Genomic DNA, 21622 nt, shown 5'->3' with positions numbered 1-21622 from the left:
TCAGCCCACCTTCGACTGCTGCGGCACGTTGCCCTGGATGATCGAGTGGATCACCTCGTCGGCATCATGCAGCTGCTTGGCATAGACGTCGGTGTCGAACACCGTGCCCTTGGCCGGGGCGCTCGGCAGCACCTCGCCCTTCTGGTCGCGCAGGCTCACCTCGGCCTTCATCGACAGGCCGATACGCAACGGATGTTCGGCAAGCTGCTTGGCATCGATGGCGATGCGCACCGGAACGCGCTGCACGATCTTGATCCAGTTGCCGCTGGCGTTCTGCGCCGGCAGCAGCGAGAACGCCGAGCCGGTCCCCAGACCCAGGCTCTGCACGCGGCCCTTGTACTTCACATCGCCGGCGTACAGGTCAGACTTCAGCTCCACTTCCTGGCCCAGGCGCATGTGGCGCAGCTGGGTTTCCTTGAAGTTGGCCTCGACCCACATCTGCTCGGTCGGCACCACGGCCATCAGTGCGGCACCCGGCTGCACACGCTGGCCCACCTGCACCGAGCGACGGGCCACATAACCGGTGACCGGCGCGACGATGCCGGCGCGGGCATTGTTGAGGTAGGCCTGGCGCAGCTGCGCGGCGGCCGCCTGCACGTCGGGCTGGGTGGCGATCACCGTATCGTCGACCAGCGCACGGTTGCGCTCGACGGTCTCGCGCGAACCGGCCACCGCTGCTTCCGCCGCCGCCAGCTCATCGCGGGCATGGGCGAGTTCTTCGTTGGAGATGGCACCGGTGGCGGCCAGATCCCTGCGGCGTGCGAAGTCCTCGCGCACGCGCTTCAGGGTCACCTGACGGGCATTCAGGTCTGCCTGCGCGCCTTCCACGCTGCGATACAGGCCACGGGTCTGGCGAACGGTCTTGGCCAGGTTGGCTTCAGCCTGCTGCAGGGCCACGGACGTATCGGCCGGGTCCAGCTGCACCAGCAGCTGGCCACGCTCCACGCGCATGCCGTCATCGGCATTGATGGCGACCACGGTGCCTGCCACCAGCGGGGTGATCTGTACAAGGTTGCCCTGCACGTAGGCATCGTCGGTTTCTTCGAACCAACGGCCGAACATGAAATACCACAGCGCCAGTGCGGCAAGCAGCAGCACGACGATGACGAACAGGCCCCGCAGCAGGTTGCTGCGGCGGTTGGAGGCGGCCGGGGCCGCAGTGTCTTGGGTCTGGCTCATGGCGGGGATCTTCAGGAATGCGAGGAATCGGAATGGGAGGCAAGCGGCGCGCGATCGGCATCACTGGGCTGGAAGCCCCCGCCCAGCGCTTTGCTCAGGCGCACCGAGGTCTGCACCTGCTGCGACTGCAGGCTGGCCAGCTGCTGTTGTGACTGCAGCAGGGTGGACTGTGCGGACAGCACATCCAGGTAGCTGCCGATGCCGGCGCGGTAACGCTGCCCGGCCAGGTCGAACGCTGCACGCGCCGTGTCCACGGCCTGCTGCTGCGACTGCGCCTGCTGCGCCAGCGAGCGCACCGCATTGACCTGGTCGGCCACGTCGCGCAGTGCGTCAAGCACCGCCTGGTTGTAATTGGCCACCGCCAGGTCGTACTGCGCATCGGTGTCGGCCAGGTTGGCGCGCAGCTTGCCGCCTTCGAAGATCGGCAGGCTCAGCGCCGGGCCGATGTAGGCGAAGGTGGAACTGCTCTGCAGCAGATCGCCGACATTCGGCGCAACCACGCCGGCCAGGGCGGTCAGGTTGAGGCTCGGGTAGAACTTCGTCCTGGCGACCTTGATCTGCTTGTTGGCCGCTTCCACGCGCCAGCGTGCGGCGACGATGTCAGGACGACGGCCGAGCAGCTCGCTGGGCAGCACGCCTGGCAGCTGCAGGGCCGTCGGATTCAACGGATGCGGACGCTCGATCGTCAGGCCACGGTCGGGGCCCTTGCCGACCAGGGCGGCCAATGCGGTGCGGGCGGCGTCGATACGTTGCTGCGCGGCCTGCACCTGCTGTTGCGCGGCGGGCACGCGGGCTTCGGCCTGGCGCACCTGCAGATCGCTGTCGATGCCAGCGCGGCGACGCTGCCGGGTCAGTTCCAGCGACTTCTGCGACCGCGTCAGTTCTTCCTCGGCGACATCGTCGAGCTGCCACGCGTAAGCAAGGTCCGCATAGGCCTGGGCGATGCCGGTGGACAGATTCAGGCGTGCGGCCTGGGCCTCCACGGTGGCGGCATGCGCGCCATCCACGGCCGCTTCCCAGGCGGCGCGCTTGCCGCCCCACAGGTCGATGCCGTAGCTGAAGTCGAAAGCGACCTGGCTGCTGCCTGCGTAGTGGCCACCGATCTCGTCGCCGGCCATCGACTCGGGCAGGCGAAGCCCGGTATAGCCGCCGGAAACGGAGAGACTGGGCAGGCGGTCAGCGCGTGCGGTACCGACCTTGGCCTGCGCCTGGCGCAGACGTGCGTCGGCGGCGTCCAGGCTCGGATGACCGGCCAGGCCTTCGGCGATCAGCGCGTCCAGCTGCGCATCGCCCAATGCCTTCCACCAGTCCTGTGCGGGGAAGCCGGTGGCACTGAGATCGGTGTCGGCCAGGGTGCGCTCGCTGTGCAGGCTGTCCACATCGAGCAGGCGGGCCTGCGGTTCGAGGCCGCGGCTGCTGGCACAGGCGGCCAGCGCCAGCGCCAGCGCCGACAGCAGCAGCGCGCGCCCGGACCGGCGGAATGAGGAATGCGGGATCGGGTTCATGGGGTCGTCAGGGAATCACGGATTCGGGTCAGGAGGGACAACAGCAGCGTGCGCTCGTCGGCGGACAGATCGCGCAGGGCGTAATCCATCACCGCGTCGCCGCGCAGCTTCAAGCGCGCCCACAGTGCGCGGCCTTCATCGGTCAGCACGATCTGCAGCGCACGGCGGTCCTGCGCATGTGCCTCGCGGCGAACGCAGCCCAGGGCTTCGAGCTTGTCCAGCAGGCGGGTGACGGCACTGGGTACCTGGTCGATGGCCTGGGCCAGTTCGTTGGCGGTACAGGGGGCCATGTTCGAGAGCACCTTCAACCCGATGTAGTGGGTGAAGCCGATGCCCAGGTCTTCTTCGGCCATGGACGCGTCAAGCTGGCGGACCAGGCCGTCGCGCACCTGGCGCAGCAGCAGGCCGAAGCTGGGGGGAGTGGTTGCAGGACAGATCATGGGAGTGCATTCTCTTCCAAAAAAAATATTTCTCAATGGAAATATTCGATCTGGCATCGAATGCTGTGTTGCAGCAGCGGGCTGGATCAGTGAAGGCGCCTACCTTAATGGCGCCCCAGGATGGCCCGGTAGTACCATCAAGCCAATGAATGACACATTCCAGCCAGCGGACAGGATGAACAAGGAGCACATCGCGCCGGCCCGGCAGCTGCTGCACAACGAGGCGCTGGACTGGTTCGAGCGCAACGATGGCCCGCCGGTCGTCGGTTTCCGCTTCGACAGTCCGCAGGGGCTCGCCCGTGAAGTCGACTGGCACCATCACCAGCGTGCGCAGCTGATCTGTGTCGAGCGCGGCCTGCTGACCACCCGCACCTCGCATGGAACGTGGTCGCTGGCGCCCGGTTCGGCCGGCTGGATGCCGCCCCTGGAACCGCACACGGTCGCCCTGGACGGCCCGCTGCGTGGCTGGGGCATGGCGCTGGCCGCGCCGGCCTGCACTGCCCTTCCCGCCGCCCCCTGCGTGCTGGGCCTGTCCAGGCTGGCGCAGGCACTGGCGGACCGGATCTGCGGCTGGTCGCTCGACCAGGTCGCCACGCCCGAGCACCAGCACATCATCGAGGTTCTGCTGGATGAGATCCGCACCGCACCGCGCCAGCGCATGCACCTGCCGATGCCGCACGATCGGCGCCTGCTGAAAATCGCCTCGCAGCTGCTGGCCGATCCCTCCGACGAGCGCAGCCTGGCCGAATGGGCGCATTGGGCCGGGCTTTCGCCGCGCAGCCTGACCCGCCACTTCCGCGACGAGACCACGCTGAGCTTCGCGCAGTGGCGCCAGCAGGCCCGTCTGTCCGAAGCGCTGCGGCAGCTGACCGATGGCCGCAGCGTGGCCGATATCGCCCATGCGCTGGGCTTCAGCAGCGCCAGCGCCTTCGTCACCGTGTTCCGCCGCCATTTCGGCCTGCCGCCCGGGCGCTACCTGGCGCGGGCCGGGAATGGGCTCGAAACCGGCCTGGACCCTGCGCGCGGCTTGGCATCCCCGGCCGCATCCGGATAATCACAGGATTGCGAGCGGCGACCGCCGTCGCCGCCTCCCGACATAGGTAACAACGCCGCATGACCGAACTTGCCCGCCCCGTGTTCCACGGATTCGAACAACTGCCGTTGCGCGAGTACGCCGAACGCGCCTACCTCGACTACTCGATGTACGTGGTCCTGGACCGCGCCCTGCCGTTCGTCGGCGACGGCCTGAAGCCGGTGCAGCGCCGCATCATCTATTCGATGAGCGAGCTGGGGCTGAATGCCGCGTCCAAGCCGAAGAAGTCCGCACGTACCGTCGGTGACGTCATCGGTAAATACCACCCGCACGGCGACAGCGCGTGCTACGAGGCGCTGGTGCTGATGGCCCAGCCGTTCTCCTACCGCTATCCGCTGATCGAGGGCCAGGGCAACTTCGGCTCCAGCGACGACCCGAAGTCGTTCGCGGCGATGCGCTACACCGAATCCAAGCTGACCCCCATCGCCGAAGTGCTGCTGGGCGAACTGGGCCAGGGCACCACCGACTGGGCGCCCAACTTCGATGGCACGCTGCAGGAGCCGACGTGGATGCCGGCCCGCCTGCCGCACCTGCTGCTCAACGGCACCACGGGCATCGCCGTGGGCATGGCCACCGATGTGCCGCCGCACAACCTCAACGAGATCGTCAGCGCGCTGCTGCACCTGCTGGACGATCCGGACGCCACCGTGCGCGACCTGTGCGAGCACGTGAAAGGCCCGGACTATCCCTCCAGCGCCGAGATCATCACGGCCGCCAACGATCTGCGCACCCTGTACGAGACCGGCAACGGCAGCGTGCGTGCGCGCGCGACGTTCAGCCGTGAAGCCGGCAACATCGTGGTCACCGCACTGCCGTTCCAGGTATCGCCCTCGAAGGTGATCGAGCAGATCGCCGCGCAGATGCGCGCCAAGAAGCTGCCGTGGCTGGAAGACATCCGCGATGAATCCGACCACGCCAATCCGGTGCGGGTGGTGCTGGTGCCGCGCTCGAACCGCGTCGATGCCGAGCAGCTGATGGGCCACCTGTTCGCCACCACCGACCTGGAGCGCAGCTACCGCGTCAACCTCAACGTGATCGGGCTGGACGGCCGTCCGCAGGTGAAGAACCTGAAGATGCTGCTCAGCGAATGGCTGACGTTCCGCAGCAACACCGTCACCCGCCGCCTGCAGCATCGCCTGCAGAAGGTCGAACGCCGCCTGCACCTGCTGGAAGGTCTGCTGGTGGCCTTCCTCAACCTGGACGAGGTGATCCATATCATCCGTACCGAGGACGAACCGAAGGCCGCACTGATCGCGCGCTTCGGCCTGTCCGAAGAACAGGCCGAGTACATCCTGGAGACCAAGCTGAAGCAGCTGGCCCGCCTGGAGGAAATGAAGATCCGCGGCGAGCAGGACGAGCTGGCCAAGGAACGCGAGAAGATCATCGGCATCCTCGACAGCAAGGCCAAGCTGAAGAAGCTGATCCGCGACGAGCTGCAGGCCGATGCGAAGAAGTTCGGCGACGAGCGCCGCTCGCCGCTGGTCCAGCGCCAGGCGGCGCAGGCCATCGACGAGACCGAGCTGGTGCCAAGCGAGCCGATGACGGTGGTGCTGTCGCAGAAGGGCTGGATCCGCGCCGCCAAGGGTCATGACGTGGACGCGTCGGCCCTGTCCTATCGCGATGGCGATGCGCTGCAGGGCGCCGTGCGCGCGCGCAGCACCCAGCAGGTCGCATTCCTGGACAGCGAAGGCCGGGCCTATTCAACGGCGGTGCACACCCTGCCTTCTGCGCGGGGCAACGGCGAGCCGCTGACCGGCCGTTTCTCGCCGGCGCCCGGCACCAGCTTCGTCACCCTGGCCAGCGCCGAGCCGGACGCACGCTTCGTGCTCGCGTCCAGCCATGGCTACGGCTTCGTCACCCGCTTCGAGAACCTGATCAGCCGCAACAAGGCCGGCAAGGCGATGCTGAACCTCTCCGCCGGCTCATCGGTGCTGCCGCCGGCGGTGGTCGCCAATGTCGAGAGCGACCGCATCGTGGCGGTGACCAGCTCGGGCAACCTGCTGGCGATTCCGGCCAGCGATCTGCCCGAACTGGACAAGGGCAAGGGCAACAAGATCATCGAGATCCCCAAGGCCAAGCTGGCCACGGAACGCGTGGTCGCCATCGTGGCGATCGGGCCGGGGCAGACCCTGCAGGTGCGCGCCGGCCAGCGCACGATGGGCCTGAAGTTCAACGAGCTCGATGCCTACCTCGGCGCGCGGGCGACCCGCGGCCACCTGCTGCCGCGTGGCTGGCAGAAGGTCGAAGGCCTGTCAGTGGAATGACGCAGCGGGGTCGGATCCCTTTCCAACGGAAAGGGCTCTGACCCCAGCTCTGCCCGCCGGGCATGGCCCGGCGCTACCGAAACGCAGCACCAGACACGAAAAAGCCGGGGCATTCCCCGGCTTTTTCGTTGTCGGCTGGCGGGCGGTGGAGCGGCTGGCGGGCGAAGGCTGGCGAGCGATGCTCCGGTGCTGGCGGGCGACGGTACCGGTTCAGTGCGCCGGGGCGCCGCTGCCGTCGATCTTGCTCAGCTGGTACAGCTCCAGGCCGATGCGCTTGATCAGGCCCAGCTGCTGCTCCAGCCACCAGGCGTGGTCCTCTTCGGTGTCCTTCAGCTGCGCCAGCAGGATGTCGCGGCTCACGTAGTCGCCCTTCTCTTCGCACAGCTTCATGCCGGCGGCGAGGTTGTTGCGCACGGCGTACTCGGTGTCCAGATCCTTCTGCAGCATCTCCTCCACCGTCGTACCCGGCTCGGTCAGGTGCGGGCGCATGTCAGGATCACCGCCAAGGAACAGGATGCGGCGCAGCAGCGCGTCGGCATGCTGGGTCTCTTCCTCCATCTCGTGGTTCAGGCGCTCATACAGCGCGAACAGGCCCTGGTCCTCGTAACGGCGGGAGTGGATGAAGTACTGGTCACGCGCGGCAAGCTCGCCGCGCAGCAGTTCCTTCAGGCAGGCGATGACGTCCGGGTTGCCTTTCATGGGGGGCTCCTTTGAATCGATGCGGCATAGGGTGCCCCATTTCGGGATACGGTGATCTAATCGGAATCAGTCGCAGTTGCGCCTGCGGCTACAATCGGCCCCGGCGTTCGGAAAGGACCTGCAATGCGACGTACATGGCGTTGGCTGCTCGGCGTGCTGATCGCCATCCTGCTGGTGGTGGCCCTGGCAGCGTGGCTGCTGCTGCGCGGCAGCCTGGCCGATCTGGAAGGTGAACATGCCCTGCCCGGCCTAAGCGCAGCAGTCACTGTCGAGCGCGACGCGCTGGGTGTGGTCACCATCACCGCGGGCAGCCAGGCCGACGCCATGCGTGCGCTCGGCCGTGTCCACGCGCAGGAGCGCTACTTCGAGATGGACCTGATGCGGCGCAGCGCGGCCGGCGAACTGGCTGCGCTGTTCGGCCCGAAGGCCATCGAGGTGGACAAGCGCATGCGGGTTCATCGCCTGCGCGCGCGGACCGACGCCCATCTGGAGGCCGCCCTGGGCAGCAACGCCGCGGCGGTGAACGCGTATGTCGATGGGGTCAACCAGGGCCTGGCCGATCTCTCCGTGCGCCCGTGGGCCTACCTGCTGCTGCGGCAGGCGCCGCAGCCGTGGACCGCCAGCGACAGCGTGCTGGCCGGGCTGGCCATGTACGCCGATCTGCAGGATCCGGGCAACCGGACTGAACTGGCGCTCAGCCGCATCCAGGCGGTGGTGCCACCGGCGCTGCATGCGCTGATCGCGCACCAGGGCAGCGAATGGGATGCGCCCCTGTTCGGCGAGCCGCGCGGCAATGCCCTGCTGCCCGATGCAGGGCAACTGGATCTGCGCACGCTGGCCGCCTCGCCCGCCCCCGTGCCGGTGGAAGCCGGCGCAGTGGGCAGCAACAACTTCGCCGTGGCCGGCGCCCTCACTGCCGATGGCCGTGCGATCGTTGCCGACGACATGCACCTGGGCCTGCGTGCACCCGGCCTCTGGTTCCGCGTGCGCCTGCGCTATCCCGATCCGCAGGCGGCCGGTGGCCAGGTCGACATCAGCGGCTTCTCGCTGCCCGGTCTGCCAGCCGTCATCGTCGGCAGCAACGGGCATGTCGCCTGGGGGTTCACCAACAGCTACATCGACACCGCCGATTTCCGCAACGAACCGGCCACGGCCCCGGTGACGGTGCATGAAGAGCGCATCGCCGTGGCCGGCCAGGATGACGTGGTGTTCCCGGTGCGCGAGACCGCCTGGGGGCCGATCCTGCACACCCACGCCGATGGCAGCGGCGACGCACTGCGCTGGGTCGCACATCTGCCCGGCGCGGTGCGCCTGGATTTCGCCGACATGGCCCGCGCGGGCGACCTGGACCAGGCCCTGCGCGTGGCCGACCGCGCCGGCATTCCTGCACAGAACCTGGTGATCGGCGACCGCAGCGGGCGCATCGCCTGGCGTCTGATCGGCGCCCGTCCGGACCGTGGCCCCGGATGTGCGGCGGCCGGCTACGCGCCAGCGCGCAATGACGCCTGCGCACCCTGGTCGCTGCGCAGCGACGCTGCTCCCGCACTGATCGATCCCGCCAACCACCGTCTGTGGACCGCCAATGGCCGCGTGCTGGACGGCGGCGCACTGGCAGTGGCCGGCAATGGCGGCTACGACCTTGGCGCCCGCGCGCGGCAGATCCGCGACCTGCTGGCGGTCCAGGACCGTTTCGATGAGCACGACCTGCTGGCGATCCAGCTCGATGACCGCGCGGTAATGCTGCAACGCTGGTGGGCGCTGCTGCAGCAGATCACCGCACACAGCAGCGACCCTGCACTGCAGCGCCTGCATGCAGCCAATGCGCACTGGGAAGGACGGGCATCGGTGGACTCGGTGAGCTATCGCATCACCCGCGGCTTCCGTGGCAAGGTGCTCGATGCGGTGGAAGGTGCGCTGCTCGCGCCTGCCCGCGCACAGCTGGGCGCCGATTACCTGCCGCCGCGGCTGCCCGAGCTGGAAGGCGTGGTCTGGCCGATGCTGGAACAGCGCCCGGCACATCTGCTGCCACCCGGTATCGACAGCTGGGATGCGTTGCTGGCGAAGGCCGCACGTGAGCTGGAAGCAGATCTTGCCAGCCAGGGACCGCTGGCCCAGCGCCGCTGGGGAGAGCGCAACACCGCGTCGATCTGCCACCCGGTCAGTCGCGCCCTGCCCGCCTTCGCACGCCGCGCGTTGTGCATGCCGGCCGAGCCGTTGCCCGGCGACCGCGACATGCCACGGGTGCAGGCCCCGGATTTCGGTGCTTCGCAGCGGATGGTGGTCTCCCCCGGTCACGAAGCCGACGGCATCGTGCACATGCCCGGTGGCCAGAGTGGCCACCCGCTGTCCCCCTACTGGGGCGCGGGCCACGAAGACTGGGTGCATGGCCGCCCCTCGCCGTTCCTGCCGGGCAAGGCCCAGCACGTGATGACGCTGGTGCCGGCGAGATAGAGGGGTAGCGCCGGGCCATGCCCGGCGAGCGCGCAGCGTGGACGGACAGCAAAGCCGCCGGGCATGGCCCGGCGCTACCGGCTCAGGTGCGGCGGCGCTCGATCAGGTTCAACAACGGCCCGGTCATCGCAGTGGTCACCAGTGCCATGATCACCAGCACCGCGAACAGGCGATCCCCGAGCAGGCCCAGCTCATAGCCCAGGTTGAGCACGATCAGTTCCATCAGGCCGCGCGTGTTCATCAGCGCTCCCAGCCGCCATGCCTCGCGGGCCGGCAGGCCGGTGCTGCGGGCGGCACTGAATGTGCCCAGCAGCTTGCCGGCCGTGGCCACCGCGATCACCACCAGGCACAGCACGATGTCGCCGGCGTGCAGTGCGTCGGCGCGCATGCGCAGGCCGGTCATGGCGAAGAACAGGGGCAGCAGCAGGGTCACCGCGAACGGCTCGACGCGGGCCATCAGCAGTGCGCGCAGCGGCGCATTGGATGACACCGCCACGCCCGCAGCGAATGCACCGAACAACGCATGGATGCCCAGCATCTCGGTCACCAGCGCACTGGCCAGCGACAACAGCAGGATGCCCAGCAACCACCGTCCTTCGCGTCCTGCCACGACCTGCTGGCGGGCAAACCACGGTCTCACCAGGCCAAGCATCAGCGCCACGAAGGCCACCACGCCCAGCAGGTTGAGGCTTGCCGGCAGCCAGCCACCGGCCTGTGCAGCCGCCACGATCAGCGCCAGCAGGCACCAGGCCGTGGCGTCGCCGAGTGCCGCGCAGGCAATGGCGGTCTGTCCCAGCGGCGTATGGGTGATGCCGCGATCGGCGAGGATCCGCAGCAGCACCGGGAATGCCGTGATGCTCATCGATATCCCGACGAACAGCGCGAAGGACGTGAAGCCCACGCCCTGCGGACCGTGCTGCGGGTACAGCCAGATGGCCAGGGCCACGCCCAGCACGAACGGCACGGCGATACCGGCGTGGCTGACGGTGAACGCGAACCGCCGTCGTCCGCGCAGTGCGGCCAGGTCGAGTTCGGCACCGGCCACCAGCAGAAACATCAGCACACCCAGCTGGCTGAGCAGGCCCAACGGCGCCAGCGACGCCGCCGGGAACAGCGCGCCATGCAACTGCGGCAACAGGCTGCCCAGCACCAACGGGCCCATCATCAGGCCTGCCGCCATTTCGCCGATCACCGCCGGCTGGCCGAAGCGCTTGAGCAGCGCTCCCGCGCCCTTGGCCACCAGCAGCAGGACCAGCAGCTGCAGCAGGAACAGGCCCAGCGGCGATGACAGATGCCGGGCCCAGCTGCCTTCGTCGGCAACCGTGGCGCGTGCGACCGCTTCAGGCGCCGCCGGCCCGGCATACCGCGCCAGCAGCAGGCCGGCCAGCAACGGCAGCCCGGCCCAGGCCACGTAGCGCCACCCCCACTTCATCGGCGGCGCCCGGCCCTCGCTCTGTACGTCCATGAACATTCCCCAATGTGCAGGGGGGCGATGATACGTCCTTGCCTGCGCCGACGCTGCGCGCCCGCCGGGCGTAGCCTGGCGCTGCCGGTCACGCCAGGGCCTGCTCGTGTACCCCGGCAATCGCCCGGCCGGACGGATCGGCCGCTGCGGCGAAACTCGCGTCCCAGGCAATCGCGGCCGGCGAGGAACAGGCGATCGATTTTCCACCCGGGACCGTTTCGGCCGCGGCCCTGCTCGGGAAGAACTGTTCGAACAGGTGGCGATAGTAGTACGCCTCCTTGGTCTGCGGCGGGTTGTGCGGGAAGCGCTTGTCGGCGGCGGCCAGTACCCGGTCGCTGACCTGCGCCTCGGCGTGCGCCTTCAATCCATCGATCCAGCCATAGCCGACGCCATCGCTGAACTGCTCCTTCTGGCGCCACAGGATGCTGTCCGGCAGATAGCCATCGAACGCTTCACGCAACACCGCCTTCTCGATACGGCGACCGCCGAAGCCGCTGCCGACCATCTTGTGCGCGGCGTCGATGCGCATCGCCACATCGAGGAAGTCGCGGTCCAGGAACGGCACGCGAGGCTCCACGCCCCAGGCCATCATTGACTTGTTGGCACGCAGGCAATCGTAGTTGTGCAGGGCATCGAGCTTGCGCACCAGCTCCTGGTGGAATTCGCGCGCGTCCGGTGCCTTGTGGAAGTACAGGTAGCCGCCGAAGATCTCGTCGCTGCCTTCGCCGGACAACACCATCTTCACCCCCATCGCCTTGATCCGTCGTGCCAGCAGGAACATCGGCGTGGACGCGCGGATGGTGGTGACATCGTAGGTTTCGATATGGCGGATCACCTCGGGGAGCACGTCGAGGCCTTCCTCGAAGGTGTACTCGAAGCCGTGGTGCACGGTGCCCAGCGCTTCGGCGGCGACGGCGGCGGCGGCCAGATCGGGCGATCCCTTCAGCCCGATCGCGAACGAATGCAGGCGCGGCCACCAGGCTTCGCTCTGGCCGCCATCCTCGATGCGGCGGCGGGCATAGCGGGCGGCGACGGCGGCCACCAGCGACGAATCCAGTCCACCAGACAGCAGCACGCCGTACGGCACGTCGCTCATCAGCTGGCGTTCCACCGCATGTTCAAAGGCCTGTCGCAGCTCGGCCAGATCGGCTTGGCGCCCTTCAACGTCCGCATACTCGCGCCAGGGCTGCTGGTAGTAGCGCACCAGTTCGCCACTGGCACTGTCGTAGTAATGACCCGGCGGGAACTGGGCAACGTCGGCACAGGTATCCACCAACGCTTTCATCTCCGAGGCCACACGCAGGCGCCCCTGCGCGTCGTGCCCCCAGTACAGCGGCACCACGCCGACCGGATCGCGCGCCACCAGTACGCGACCGGCATCGCGGTCCCACAGCGCGAAGGCGAAGATGCCGTTGAGCTGCTCCAGCCAGCGGGACGGCGAGCCTCCCTGCCGGTACAGCGCGTTGATCACCTCGCAGTCCGAGCCGGTCTGGAAGTCGTAGGGGTGGGCCAGCGCGGCCTTGAGCAGCTGATGGTTGTAGATTTCGCCGTTGACCGCCAGCGCCAGCTGACCGTCCGCCGACAACAGCGGCTGCGAGCCACCCGCCGGATCGACGATGGCCAGCCGCTCGTGCACCAGCAGTGCACCTTCATCAAGGTAGACGCCGCTCCAGTCCGGGCCACGATGACGCTGCCGCTGCGACAGCTCCAACGCATGCCGGCGCAGGGCGGGAAGATCATCACCGGCCTGCAGGCCGAAGATTGCGAAGATCGAACACATGGGGGAACTCCTGTTGTCGGTTCTACGAGGGGCAAGGTGTTCGACCGGCCATCCAGGCCCGGGTAGCGCTGCGCCCGGGCACAAAAAAACCCGCATCGGCCGATGCGGGTTTTCTGGTGTCCGGGCGTGTGTTGCTGTCTATCTACCCAGGGCGCAGTCCCGCATCGGCCGCGCACGATTATTCGCGCGCAGATTATTGCGGTTGTTGTTGACGGCGGTGGCCAGGCGGATCGACATGACCCGACCCTAACCCGGTTTCCGGGGCCGCGCAACAGTTGCGTTGGCAACCAGGGGGGGGGTCCGCCGGGGCTGGCCCGGGCGAACCCGTCGCCAACGGGGGGCGCCGGGCCTGGCCCGGCGTCGTGCCTCACACCAGCAGGCGCTCGACCAGCCGCAGGTACAGGCCCGGCAGGGCCTCAAGCTCGTCCACACGCACGTTCTCGTCCACCTGGTGAATGCTGGCGTTGACCGGTCCCACTTCGATGCACTGCGCGCCCAAGGGCGCGATGAAGCGGGCGTCGGACGTTCCGCCACCGGTGCTTTCTTCCGGCGCACCGCCGATGTGATCGGCCAGCACGGCGCGCGCGGCGGCACGCAGCGTGCCTTCGGGCGTGTAGAACGGCTCGCCGCTGCGGTGCCACTTCAGCGTGTACTGCAGGCCGTGACGGTCCAGCACCGCGATGATCTCCGCTTCCAGTTTCGGCGCATCCCAATGCGGGTTGTAGCGGACGTTGAAATCCACTTCCAGCTCGCCCGGAATCACGTTGTTGGCACCGGTGCCGCCATGGATGTTGGAGATCTGCAGGCTGGTCGGCGGAAAGCTCTCGTAACCCTCGTCCCAGCGCCGCGCACTCAGTTCGGCCAACGCCGGCGCCGCCTGGTGGATCGGGTTGCGTGCCTTCTCCGGGTAGGCCACATGGCCCTGCACGCCCTGCACGCGCAACTTCGCCGACAGGCTGCCGCGGCGGCCGACGCGGAGCAGATCGCCCAGCGTTGCGGTCGACGAGGGTTCGCCGGTGATGCACCAGTCGATGCGCTGGCCACGCTCTGCGAACAGGCGCGCGACATGGCGCACGCCGTCGATCGCATCGCCCTCCTCGTCACTGGTCAGCAGCACCGCCAGCGTTCCCGCATGATGAGGGTGGGCTGCGGCGAACTGCTCGGCCGCGATCACGAACGCGGCTACGCTGCCCTTCATGTCGGCCGCGCCACGGCCGTACAGCACGCCATCGCGGATCTTCGGGACGAACGGATCGCTCTGCCAGGCCTCGCGCGGTCCCGGTGGCACCACGTCGGTGTGGCCCAGCAGGACCAGCACCGGCGCACCGCTGCCATGGGTCGCCCAGAGGTTGTCGACGTCGCCCAGGCGCAGGTGCTCGCAGTCGAACCCTGCACGCTGCAGCCGCGCCGCAAGCAGCGCCTGGCAGCCGGCATCGTCCGGCGTGACCGATGGCCGTGCGATCAGCTCGCAGGCCAGGTCCAGCACCGCGCTCACGCGCCACCCACGCCGAAGCGCGCCTTGAACCCGTTGTCGCTGAATCCCTGGCTGACCTTGCCGTCGGACGTCACCACCAGCGGGCGCTTGATCAGCTGCGGGTACTCGCGCAGCAGCAGCTTCCACTCGGCATCGGAGGCGGCCGCCTTGCGGTTGTCCGGCAGTTGCCGCCAGGTGGTCGATGACCGGTTGACCATCGCGGACAGGCCGCCCAGCTGCGCGGCCCACTCGACCAGCGTTTCCGGGCCGGGCTTGGTCTCGCGGTAGTCGACGAAGGTGTATGGCACGCCGAAGCGGTCCAGCCACTTGGTCGCCTTCTTGCAGGTATCGCAGTTCTTCAATCCGTAGACAGTGGTGCTCATGGCCATCGGCAATGCTGGAAAACAGAGGGTCAGAATCTCACAACAGACGCTCGGACACGACCCGGAACAGCACGCGTGGCAGGTGGAAGGCCAGCCCGTCGGGCAGCGCAACGCCCATCGCCTGCAAGCGTGGGCACTGCAGCGTACCCTGCAGGTGCAGCGGCCGCAGATGGGTCAGCTCCACCGGCAGGTCGATGCGGGTGCTGGCCCAGTGCCCGTCACAGGTACGGGCGATGGCCTCGTCCTGGCAGGTCAGGAAACGCAGCAGGGCGTGATGGCCGCCAAAGGCCGCCGACCACGTGGCATCGTCCCAGCCTGCGGCAACCTGCCACTGCAGTCGAAGCGCCGGCGCGCTGCCGTGCCCACCTTCGATCAGGGTATGGCCGCCGCCATCGGCCTCGAGCACATGCGCGAAGCGCACGGAGAGGTGAGGTTGCATGGCATCGCTGAAGGCACGCGCACCGGCGACGAAGGCCAGCTGATCCATCACGTTGCGGTCGAACAGCACGACCGGCGTGCCGTCCGGATCGTCGTCGCGGCGCAGGTACCAGCGCCAGTTGCTCTGCTGCGGCGATGGCATCAGCGCCCGCAGAGGGCCGGCCAGGGCCGGCCCGAAGTGACCGTGCCGATAGCTGAGGATGGTGTAAGGCGTACGACCGGCATGGACCACGTAGTGATGGCCAGGTGGCGGTGACGGCGCATGGCGCACATCGACCCACCAGCTGGCGTAGATCACATCGCGCACATCGCTGGCCAGCGCCGGCATCGGCCAGCGCCGCGACAGTGCGCGGCGCAGCCGGGTCCAGCGCGGTGCGTGCAGCAGGCGCGGCAGCATCCGCGCGAACACGTTGTCGAACGGATGCCGGTAGATCGCGGACTGCGCCAGGTCGTCCGGCGCAGTCATCGTCAGTCCGCCAGGCCGCGCAGAAGATCGTTGACGCTGGTCTTGCTGCGGGTGCGGGCATCGACCTGCTTGACGATCACCGCGCAGTACAGCGAGTGCGTGCCGTCCTTGCTCGGCAGCGAGCCCGACACCACCACGCTGTACGGCGGGATGTAGCCGTAGGTGATCTCGCCGGTGGCGCGGTTGTAGATGCGGGTGCTCTGGCTGAGGAACACGCCCATGCCGATCACGCTGTGGTGGCCGACCACTACGCCCTCCACCACTTCCGAACGCGCGCCGATGAAGCAATGGTCTTCGATGATGGTCGGGCTGGCCTGCAGCGGTTCGAGCACGCCGCCGATGCCGGCGCCACCGGACAGGTGGCAATGCTGGCCGATCTGCGCACAGGAACCGACGGTGGCCCAGGTATCGACCATGGTGCCCTCGCCGACATGGGCGCCGATGTTGGTGAAGCTCGGCATCAGCACCACATCCTTGCCGAAGTAGGTACCCCGGCGCGCGATCGCGCCCGGCACCACGCGTACCCCGGCACGACGGAACTTCGCTTCGTCGTACCCGGCAAAGCGCGATTCGACCTTGTCCCAGAACGGGGCCGGACGGGCGTCGACCACTGCCATGTCATTGACACGGAAGTACAGCAGCACCGCCTTCTTCAGCCATTCGTTGACTTTCCAGCCCCCCTGCCCGTCCGGCTCGGCGACACGGAACTCGCCGCTTTCCAGGCCGTCGATCACGCGGTTGACCAGCACCCGGGTCGAGCCCTCCAGTTCATGCAGGGTCAGCGTCGCGCGGCGCTCGAAGGCGCTTTCGATGCCGAACTTCAGTTCTTCCACGCCCGGCGCGGCCGGCCTGCGCAGCGACTTGCGGGCGATGGTCTCGGCGCGCGCGGCTTCCGCGCTCTTGGCCGGGGCCTTCTTCGGCGCCGGCTTCTTCGCGGCAGCCACCTTCTTCACCGGGGCAACGGTCTTCTTTGCGGCCGTCGCGGCAGTGGTCTTTCGGGCCGCCGCGCTCTTGGCGGTCGCGGCGGTCTTCTTTGCAGGCTTGGTGGCCATCAGGTGGGGTCTCCGGCGTTTCGATCAGGGTCCAGGCAGGCCAGCATCGCGTCATGCAGCTGCTGCCGGGCGGGTTCGGTCAGGGGGAGGTCGTGTTCGTCACTGATCACGAAGGTGTCTTCGGCGCGTTCGCCGAACGTGGCAATGCGCGCGTCATGCACGCGCAGGCCCTGGTTGCGCAGCACGAACGCCACGTCGGCCAGCAGGCCGGGGCGGTCGGGTGCGACCAGGGCGAATCGGGTTGCGCCGGGCTCATCGCGGAACTCGATGCGCGGCACGAAGCGGAAGTGACGCAGCTGCCGCGGCACCACCCGCCGCGACGGGCGCAGACGGCCCAGGTCACCGGCCAGCGCCTCGCGCAGCGCAGCTTCCAGGTTGGCGCTGCTGCCATCGGCGAAGGTATCGGCGGGGCTGACCTCAAAGGTATCGAAGATGGTGCCCGCGGGGCCGTCCAGTACCCGTGCGCGATGGATGCCGTAGCCCTTGCGGTCCAGCGTCATCACGATGGCAGCAAACAGGCCGTCGCGATCCGGCGAATGCACGAACACTTCCAGCGCGGGGTCGTCGACGCTGATGCGGCGCACCTTCACCAGCGCCTGGCCCTGCTTCACCGGCACCAGCGCAGCGGCCTGCCAGGCCAGCTGCTCCGGACGCAGGCGGATGAAGCCTTCATCAGGCATGACGGCGAACTGGCGGTCGATCGTGGCGTCGTCATAGCCCTGTTCGCGTACCAGCGCGCGCACGCTGTCACGCGCCTCGGCAACGCGCTCGGCGGCCGGCACCGGATGCTCCAGGCCCTCGCGCAGTGCGCGCCGCGTGGCGAAGTACAGATCGGCCAGCAGCCGGTCCTTCCAGGCGTTCCACAGCTTGGGGCTGGTGCCGGCGATGTCGGCGCAGGTCAGCAGGTACAGGTAGTCGAGGCGGTCGCGGCTGCCGACCAGGGTTGCGAAACGATGGATCACGGCCGGATCGGCGATGTCCTGCTTCTGCGCTGTCACCGACATGCGCAGGTGCTGTTCGACCAGCCACGCCACCAGTTCGGTATCCGAGGCACTGAGCGCATGCGCCTGGCAGAACGCGCGCGCATCCACCGCTCCCAGCTCGGAATGATCGCCGCCGCGGCCCTTGGCAATGTCATGGAACAGCCCGGCCAGCAGCAGCAGTTCCGGCTTGCGCAGCCGCGGCCACACTTCATGCGCGATCGAGAAGCGCTCGTCGGCACGGCTGCTGGCGAACTGGCCGATATTGCGCAGAACCATCAGCGTGTGCTGATCGACGGTGTAGACGTGGAACAGGTCGAACTGCATGCGCCCGCTGACCTGGGCGAACGCGGGAATCCACTGGCCCAGCACACCCAGCCGGGCCATCCGCGAGAGCGTGTCGACGGGGCGCTGGCCACGCAGCAGCGCCATGAACTGCTCACGCGCATCGGCATCGGCCTGGTCATAGGCGGGCAGCAGCGGCAGCGACTCGGCCAGTGCGCGCGCGGTCAGCGAATGCAGGCCACGCACCTGCGGGTTGTTGGCCCAGCCGGCGAACAGGGCGAACACCTGGCCGATGTCGCCGCGCGGCCACGCCGCCTCGTTCGCCGCCAGATAGCCGCGGCGCAGCGAGAAACCCACGGTCAGCGGTTCCGGCAGCGCTTCGCCGTCGAACTGCTCCTCGAAGCGTTGCAGCAGGCGGTCGCTGATCCGGCGCACCACCGAAGCGGCGCGATAGAACCCCTGCATCATCTTCTCGACGCCCAGGTTCTCGGCGTCGTCCTCAAAACCCAGCCGCGCGGCCAGTGTCTTCTGGTAATCGAAGCGGAGGCGCTCCTCCGGCCGCCGTGCCACCAGGTGCAGGCCGAAGCGCAGGCGCGCCAGCACCGCGCGCTCGCGCTGGAGCGCCGCGGCTTCGTCGGCACCCAGATGGCCCAGCCCGACCAGCGCCTCAAGGTCGCGAACGCCGAACGCGCGCAGCGCCATCCACCCCAGCGTATTGAGATCACGCAGCCCGCCGGGGCCATCCTTCAGATCGGGCTCGAGGTTGTCGGCGGTATCGCCGAAACGCTGGTGGCGGTTGCGCAGTTCCTCCAGCTTGGCCAGGAAGAAGGTGCGCGCCGGCCACAGTCCGCTGTCGTCGTCGGTTGCTTCGCGCAGCGCCCGGCGCGCCGCATCGTCGGCCAGGATCGGGCGCGCTTCGATCAGCGCGGTCAGCACGGTCTGGTCGGCGGCCGCCTCGCGGCACTGCGCCGCCGAGCGCACGGCATGGCTGACCGCCAATCCGCAATCCCACAGCAGGGCGAACAACCGCGCCAGGCCCGCTTCGTGGGCGAGCTGCGCTGGCGGCGCGCCGAACACCAGCAGATCGATGTCAGAACGTGGGAACAGCTCCCCACGGCCGTAGCCGCCCACTGCGAACAGGGACAGCCCGCTGTCGGACGGCAGGCAGCGCTGCCACGCCAGCCGGATCAGGTGATCGGCCGCGCGCGCACGCAGCGCCAGCAGGCGCTCGATGTTGTCGCCCTGGTCGAAACGGCGGTACAGCCGCGCATCGGCCTGCTGCAGCGCCTGCCGTGCAGCGGAAGCCCAGTCCGGGTCGTTGAGCGACGCGGCCGGCGTGTCCAGCAGCGAACTCGCCGGCAGCATCCTCAGGAGACCTGCGATTCGCCCGGCGACAGGGTCAGCACGTCAACGCCGGTCTCGGTGACCGCGATCATGTGCTCCCACTGCGCCGACAGCTTGCGGTCCTTGGTCACCACGGTCCAGCCATCCGGCAGCACCTTGTTGTAGCGGGTGCCCTCGTTGATCATCGGCTCGATGGTGAAGGTCATGCCCGGCTGCAGCACCAGGCCCTGCCCCGGGCGACCGTAATGCACCACCTGCGGCTCGTCGTGATAGACCTTGCCGATGCCGTGGCCGCAGTACTCGCGCACCACGCTGAAGCGCTCGCCTTCGGCATAGCTCTGGATCGCGTGGCCGATGTCGCCCAGGGTCGCCCCCGGACGTACCGCGCGGATGCCGCGCCACATCGCTTCGTAGGTGGTCTCCACCAGGCGGCGCGCCATCACCGACGGTGTGCCGACGAAGTACATGCGACTGGTATCGCCGTGCCAGCCATCCTTGATGACGGTCACGTCGATGTTGACGATGTCGCCGTCCTTGAGCACCTTGCCTTCGCTCGGGATGCCGTGGCAGATGACATTGTTGACCGAGGTGCACACGGTCTTGGGGAAGCCGCGGTAGCCGACGTTGGCCGGAATGGCGCCCTGCACGTTGACGATATGGTCATGGCAGATGCGGTCCAGTTCCTCGGTGGTGACACCGGGCTTGACGTGGGGGGTGACGATGTCGAGCACTTCGCTGGCCAGGCGGCCGGCGATGCGCATCATCTCGATTTCCTGCGGGGTTTTCAGATTCACGCTCATGGCGCCCATTATCGCCGATCCGGCCGCAATCTGAACGAACGCCACCCAACTGGACGTTCCCGGCCATGCACAGTTCCGGCAAGGCGAGCGAAAGCGTGATCGCGCCCACATTCCGCAGCCCCTGTTTATCACGGATTACAGACACTTGGCGGTCCTAAGCTGGCGCCAGCGTCGCCGAAGCGGCCCCGAACGTGCCGCCTTCGCCTTGTTCAACGGACCTTCGGGTCAAGGAGGTTGTCCATGCGAATCCCACTGCGCTCCTCCCTTGCCGGGGCCATGACCGCGCTGCTGCTGGCCGGCCCGGCGCTGGCGGCCGATACCACCACCTTCAACGTCACCCTCGTGGTCACCAAGGCCTGCACGATCACGGCCGCGGCCGCCACCAACGTCGACTTCGGTACCGCCGCATCGACCACCGCGATACCTACCCTGGGCCAGGGCACGGTGACCGCCCAGTGCTCTGCGCTGACCCCGTATACGATCGCGCTGAACGCGGGTGCGAACGCCGGTACGGCCGGCGACGTCACCACCCGGCGCATGAAGAACACCGACGCGGCGGTGACCGCCAACAACTACGTCGGTTACCAGCTGTACCGCGACGCGGCACACAGCCTGGTCTGGGGGTCGACGACCGGCACCAATACCCAGGCCGGCATCGGCACGGGCCTGGCGGTCCCCTACATCGTCTACGGCCAGATCCTGAACCTGAGCACCAACAACGCGGCCGCCGGCAACTACCTGGACACGATCACCGCCACGATCACTTATTGATGGAGCACGCCTCCATGTCCAGACCCCGCCTGTGGCGCGCCGCCGGCGTGGCGTTGCTCGCCTGCCTGCTGGCCAGCGCCATGGCCACCTCCGCCGCCACCAGCCTGCAGGTCGCGCCCACCACCCTGCAGCTGGAGCCCCGCCAGCGTGCCGCCGAGCTGTGGCTGACCAACAGCGGGACCGCGCCGGTGAAGCTGCAGGTGCGGGTGTTCCGCTGGGTCCAGCAGGATGGCAATGAGCAGCTGCTGCCTGCCGATGGACTGCTGGCCACCCCACCGATGCAGGAACTGGCCGCAGGCCAGCAGCAGCTGGTGCGGGTGATGCGCACGGACAGCGAGGCACCGGCCTCCCAGCAGCATTACCGCCTGATCGTCGACGAAGTGCCGGACCTGGCCACCCGCGCCAGCGGCATGCAGTTCGTGCTGCGCTATTCGATCCCGGTGTTCATCCAGCCGGCCGGGGGCACGCCGGCGCCGCGCCTGCAGGCACGCCTGCTACGGCTGGACGACGGTCGCAGCGGCGTCGAGATCGGCAATTCCGGCGACAGCTACGCGCAGATCGCCGACCTGGCGCTGGGCAGTGTCGAACGCCCACGTATCGTCCACCCCGGCCTGCTGGGCTATGTGCTGCCCGGCCAGGTGATGCGCTGGCCCGTGGAGCGCACGGCGGTCGACCGGGACAACGACCAGATCACGGCCAAGATCAATGGCGAGTCGACGCAGACACCGCTATCGCCGCCACCGGCTCGCTGAG

17 protein-coding genes are annotated in these 21622 nt (G+C 68.3%); 5 read left to right on the top strand and 12 right to left on the bottom strand.

Annotated features, from left to right (window positions below):
- The 3 genes from emrA to emrR are packed head-to-tail and all read right to left on the bottom strand — an operon-like array spanning position 1 to position 3124.
- Positions 1-1179: a multidrug efflux MFS transporter periplasmic adaptor subunit EmrA gene (emrA, locus tag ACVOME_RS08825; protein WP_053518354.1), complete on the bottom strand. Its 1179-nt coding sequence runs from the start codon at positions 1177-1179 to the stop codon at positions 1-3.
- Positions 1180-1190: 11 nt separating this feature from the next.
- Complete coding sequence (emrC, locus tag ACVOME_RS08820; RefSeq protein WP_459061785.1) at positions 1191-2684, bottom strand: multidrug efflux transporter outer membrane subunit EmrC; 1494 nt, start codon at positions 2682-2684, stop codon at positions 1191-1193.
- On the bottom strand, positions 2681-3124 hold the full coding sequence (gene emrR / locus ACVOME_RS08815; RefSeq protein WP_053518351.1) for a multidrug efflux system transcriptional regulator EmrR: 444 nt from the start codon (positions 3122-3124) through the stop codon (positions 2681-2683). Before emrR ends, emrC begins: the two co-directional genes overlap by 4 nt.
- 145 nt (positions 3125-3269) lie before the next feature.
- Here emrR and ACVOME_RS08810 point away from each other — a divergent pair, with 145 nt between their 5' ends.
- Both ACVOME_RS08810 and parC read left to right on the top strand, forming a co-directional pair.
- A complete protein-coding gene (locus tag ACVOME_RS08810) occupies positions 3270-4178 on the top strand; it encodes a helix-turn-helix domain-containing protein (protein ID WP_164150816.1) in 909 nt (302 codons plus the stop codon).
- Positions 4179-4237: 59 nt separating this feature from the next.
- Complete coding sequence (gene parC, locus ACVOME_RS08805) at positions 4238-6481, top strand: DNA topoisomerase IV subunit A (protein ID WP_461290407.1); 2244 nt, start codon at positions 4238-4240, stop codon at positions 6479-6481.
- A 210-nt stretch (positions 6482-6691) separates the two neighbouring features.
- Here the strand turns inward: parC and bfr are convergent, their stop codons facing one another.
- A complete protein-coding gene (gene bfr / locus ACVOME_RS08800; protein ID WP_053518345.1) occupies positions 6692-7180 on the bottom strand; it encodes a bacterioferritin in 489 nt (162 codons plus the stop codon).
- Positions 7181-7303: 123 nt separating this feature from the next.
- Between bfr and ACVOME_RS08795 the strand changes: the two genes are divergently transcribed.
- Complete coding sequence (locus ACVOME_RS08795) at positions 7304-9631, top strand: penicillin acylase family protein (RefSeq protein WP_481504987.1); 2328 nt, start codon at positions 7304-7306, stop codon at positions 9629-9631.
- An 82-nt stretch (positions 9632-9713) separates the two neighbouring features.
- Here ACVOME_RS08795 and ACVOME_RS08790 read toward each other — a convergent pair whose 3' ends face one another.
- The 8 genes from ACVOME_RS08790 to map all read right to left on the bottom strand — a co-directional run bounded on the left by ACVOME_RS08790 (position 9714) and on the right by map (position 20098).
- A complete protein-coding gene (locus tag ACVOME_RS08790) occupies positions 9714-11102 on the bottom strand; it encodes a cation:proton antiporter domain-containing protein (protein ID WP_414488198.1) in 1389 nt (462 codons plus the stop codon).
- A gap of 82 nt (positions 11103-11184) precedes the next feature.
- Positions 11185-12876, bottom strand: a complete 1692-nt coding sequence (asnB, locus tag ACVOME_RS08785; protein WP_053518338.1) for an asparagine synthase B — start codon at positions 12874-12876, stop codon at positions 11185-11187.
- Positions 12877-13243: 367 nt separating this feature from the next.
- The gene (gene dapE, locus ACVOME_RS08780) at positions 13244-14371 is read right to left on the bottom strand and encodes a succinyl-diaminopimelate desuccinylase (RefSeq protein ID WP_346475561.1); all 1128 of its coding nucleotides are present in this window, start codon (positions 14369-14371) and stop codon (positions 13244-13246) included.
- Positions 14368-14739, bottom strand: coding sequence for an arsenate reductase (locus tag ACVOME_RS08775; protein WP_180875666.1), 372 nt, complete (start codon positions 14737-14739; stop codon positions 14368-14370). Before ACVOME_RS08775 ends, dapE begins: the two co-directional genes overlap by 4 nt.
- Positions 14740-14770: 31 nt before the next feature.
- A complete protein-coding gene (locus ACVOME_RS08770; RefSeq protein WP_197571304.1) occupies positions 14771-15637 on the bottom strand; it encodes a hypothetical protein in 867 nt (288 codons plus the stop codon).
- A gap of 2 nt (positions 15638-15639) precedes the next feature.
- Positions 15640-16689: a 2,3,4,5-tetrahydropyridine-2,6-dicarboxylate N-succinyltransferase gene (dapD, locus tag ACVOME_RS08765; protein WP_053518332.1), complete on the bottom strand. Its 1050-nt coding sequence runs from the start codon at positions 16687-16689 to the stop codon at positions 15640-15642.
- Positions 16689-19301 carry a [protein-PII] uridylyltransferase gene (locus ACVOME_RS08760; protein ID WP_414488209.1) on the bottom strand — a complete coding sequence of 871 codons (2613 nt, stop codon included), beginning with the start codon at positions 19299-19301 and terminating at the stop codon, positions 16689-16691. The genes dapD and ACVOME_RS08760 overlap by 1 nt, the downstream gene beginning before the upstream one ends.
- A 20-nt stretch (positions 19302-19321) precedes the next feature.
- Positions 19322-20098 (bottom strand): type I methionyl aminopeptidase, encoded by a 777-nt coding sequence (map, locus tag ACVOME_RS08755; protein WP_111185881.1) that lies wholly within the window; start codon positions 20096-20098, stop codon positions 19322-19324.
- 240 nt (positions 20099-20338) lie between these two features.
- Between map and ACVOME_RS08750 the strand changes: the two genes are divergently transcribed.
- Together ACVOME_RS08750 and ACVOME_RS08745 are read left to right on the top strand one after the other, a co-directional pair.
- Entirely contained in the window at positions 20339-20869 is a 531-nt protein-coding gene (locus ACVOME_RS08750) for a Csu type fimbrial protein (RefSeq protein WP_053518329.1), read from the top strand.
- Positions 20869-21621 carry a fimbrial biogenesis chaperone gene (locus tag ACVOME_RS08745; protein ID WP_065174701.1) on the top strand — a complete coding sequence of 251 codons (753 nt, stop codon included), beginning with the start codon at positions 20869-20871 and terminating at the stop codon, positions 21619-21621. The genes ACVOME_RS08750 and ACVOME_RS08745 overlap by 1 nt, the downstream gene beginning before the upstream one ends.
- Position 21622 lies beyond the last annotated feature (1 nt).

The organism is Stenotrophomonas sp. STEN008 (assembly GCF_056760435.1).
The sequence above is the reverse complement of the archived record's forward strand: the minus strand, read 5'-3'. Positions and strand labels throughout refer to the sequence as shown.

Bases quoted from the DNA above. Each gene is read 5' to 3' on its own strand.
- ACVOME_RS08790 (WP_414488198.1), bottom strand. From the start codon at position 11,102: ATGTTCATGGACGTACAGAGCGAGGGCCGGGCGCCGCCGATGAAGTGG.
- ACVOME_RS08745 (WP_065174701.1), top strand. From the start codon at position 20,869: ATGGAGCACGCCTCCATGTCCAGACCCCGCCTGTGGCGCGCCGCCGGC.
- dapD (WP_053518332.1), bottom strand. From the start codon at position 16,689: ATGGCCACCAAGCCTGCAAAGAAGACCGCCGCGACCGCCAAGAGCGCG.
- map (WP_111185881.1), bottom strand. From the start codon at position 20,098: ATGAGCGTGAATCTGAAAACCCCGCAGGAAATCGAGATGATGCGCATC.
- parC (WP_461290407.1), top strand. From the start codon at position 4,238: ATGACCGAACTTGCCCGCCCCGTGTTCCACGGATTCGAACAACTGCCG.
- ACVOME_RS08770 (WP_197571304.1), bottom strand. From the start codon at position 15,637: ATGACTGCGCCGGACGACCTGGCGCAGTCCGCGATCTACCGGCATCCG.
- bfr (WP_053518345.1), bottom strand. From the start codon at position 7,180: ATGAAAGGCAACCCGGACGTCATCGCCTGCCTGAAGGAACTGCTGCGC.
- emrA (WP_053518354.1), bottom strand. From the start codon at position 1,179: ATGAGCCAGACCCAAGACACTGCGGCCCCGGCCGCCTCCAACCGCCGC.
- ACVOME_RS08810 (WP_164150816.1), top strand. From the start codon at position 3,270: ATGAATGACACATTCCAGCCAGCGGACAGGATGAACAAGGAGCACATC.
- emrR (WP_053518351.1), bottom strand. From the start codon at position 3,124: ATGATCTGTCCTGCAACCACTCCCCCCAGCTTCGGCCTGCTGCTGCGC.
- ACVOME_RS08750 (WP_053518329.1), top strand. From the start codon at position 20,339: ATGCGAATCCCACTGCGCTCCTCCCTTGCCGGGGCCATGACCGCGCTG.
- ACVOME_RS08775 (WP_180875666.1), bottom strand. From the start codon at position 14,739: ATGGCCATGAGCACCACTGTCTACGGATTGAAGAACTGCGATACCTGC.
- ACVOME_RS08795 (WP_481504987.1), top strand. From the start codon at position 7,304: ATGCGACGTACATGGCGTTGGCTGCTCGGCGTGCTGATCGCCATCCTG.
- emrC (WP_459061785.1), bottom strand. From the start codon at position 2,684: ATGAACCCGATCCCGCATTCCTCATTCCGCCGGTCCGGGCGCGCGCTG.
- asnB (WP_053518338.1), bottom strand. From the start codon at position 12,876: ATGTGTTCGATCTTCGCAATCTTCGGCCTGCAGGCCGGTGATGATCTT.